This is a genomic window from Actinomadura sp. (assembly GCF_044508335.1).
Taxonomy (GTDB): Bacteria; Actinomycetota; Actinomycetes; order Streptosporangiales; family Streptosporangiaceae; genus Spirillospora.
The window spans coordinates 1-1,828 of the sequence record NZ_JBIQHY010000236.1 but is presented as its reverse complement, the minus strand read 5'-3'; the positions used below and the strand labels follow the sequence as shown (position 1 = coordinate 1,828).

The window sequence follows — 1,828 nt, the reverse complement described above, 5'->3', positions numbered from 1 at the left end:
CCTGTGACTGCGGGGCGGTATCCAACCACTAGCACTAGTCCCGGCCGCCGCTACCCAGGTAGCGGCGGCTAGACCATCCACCGGTCGTCCCCCGAGCCTCTCGGAGGACGACCGGTTATTCTTTGCAGCTTCAAGCATCCACACCACCGTCTCTGCACACGGGCAACGGCCGCCACAGACGTGGGCGTCTCCACCAAGACCTGGTGGCGGGGGAGCCACAACAACGAGCAGGACACGCCACCTTGTCAGCACCCCTCAGGCAGGAACGACCGCGCCATCGTGCACGGCCTGTCCGAGCCTGGTGAGGCGCGGAGCGCGACGAGGACGGCGGCGGGGCGGTGCCGGCGACAACCTCGCTGCTTCTCACGGGCGCGACCAACCCCGCAGAGGGAGTCGGCCTGGAGCCAGGATCAGACGACCCGCGGACCGAGCGTGCGGGTGGAGTCGGCGATGAGCGCGGCGGCCTCGTCCGGCGTCAGGCCGAGGGCGTCGATGATGAGGCGGACGGGGCCGATCTTCTCGGTGTCGCAGCGCTGGCAGCGGACCCGGTTGTCGCCGTAGAGGATCAGGGACGGGTTGCCGTCGTTGTTCGCGTGGCGGATAGGCCGGGGGCAGTGCCAGCGTCCGGCCGGGTCGGCGGTGGACCCCAACCGGGTCAGGACCTGGGCGATGTCAGCGCGGTTGGCCTGGGCTATCCGCTGCTCGTGGGCGGAGACCGGTACCCGGTCAACGACCTCGGCGCTCCTTCGGGCCGCCCGCTGCTGCCGGCGGTGGTCGACCGCCGCGCGGCGGATCTTCTCCAAGTCGATGCCCTGCGTGGGGTCGTCCTTGATGACCGGAGCCGGCTCGGTGCCCGTGGACAGGTAGGCGAAGCGGTCGTCGGAGCGCCGCCGGATCGCGGCGATGAGCAAGAACATCGCCAGCACGTCGCGGGTCGCGGGCGGCGGGACCATGCGCAGTCTCGCGGCGTAGCGGATCACGGTCACGGTCTCGGGCGTCGCCAGGCGGGGCGTACCCGGCGCCAGCCGGACGGTGGGCATCCCGACCGCGTCAGGGGTGTTCGGGCCGCCGGCCTGCGCCCACATCAGATGGCCAGAGGGGCGCCCGGCGTCCGGGAACGCGTGCCCCTGCGGATCGAGCCGGGAGAACTCCATGACGGTGTCTCCGGCATAGGCGTCGATGCGACGCCCCGCGAAGCCGCACAGCATGGCGTAGGGGACCAGGCAGATCGGGTCATCGGGGGCCATGAAGATGGCCCGCGAGCGGAAGTCCGCCGGGGTCAGCCCGCTGCGCCGCAGTCCGGCGATGGCCGCCGCGGTGATGTCGCCGGTGTCGTCCTCGGGAGTGACGTCGACGGTCTTCACGCCGGGAGGGCCGGGCGGTGAGCCGGCGGTGCGGATGGCGAGCAGGTAGTCGCTCAACTCCTTCACAAACGTCTCCTTTGTCATGTGGCTCGTCGACACAGGGCTGACTGTGCGATCTCAGGGCCGACATGCACGCGGTTTTGACCACTTGCCGCCATGGTCTTTCTCGAAACGGTGGGGATAGGCAGGGTGAGACCGGAAGCGGCGCTGCCCGAGCGCTGGGGCGAGCCGTGGTCGGGCAACTCGGATTACGCTGGTCGGCAGCCGGAAACGGAAAGGTGCGCATGCCTCCCGCTATGCAGAGCAAGGAAGAATTCTATATCCGTCACCTCTTCGACGACGTCCCGGTTTTCGTCGAGGCGACAAAGCATGCGCGGCAGGAACTCCCCTACGCACTCAGCGCGAAGAGACTGAGCTGATTCCAACTTCATCCGGCCTGGTGGTGCAGGGTGAGGATGGCCTGG

At 69.2% G+C, this 1,828-nt stretch carries 1 protein-coding gene; it reads right to left on the bottom strand.

All coding sequences use genetic code 11. From position 1 onward, the window contains the following. Nucleotides 1-410: 410 nt before the first annotated feature. Nucleotides 411-1,430 carry a hypothetical protein gene (locus tag ACIWVC_RS34540; protein WP_396453280.1) on the bottom strand — a complete coding sequence of 340 codons (1,020 nt, stop codon included), beginning with the start codon at nucleotides 1,428-1,430 and terminating at the stop codon, nucleotides 411-413. Between the last annotated feature and the right edge of the window lie 398 nt (nucleotides 1,431-1,828).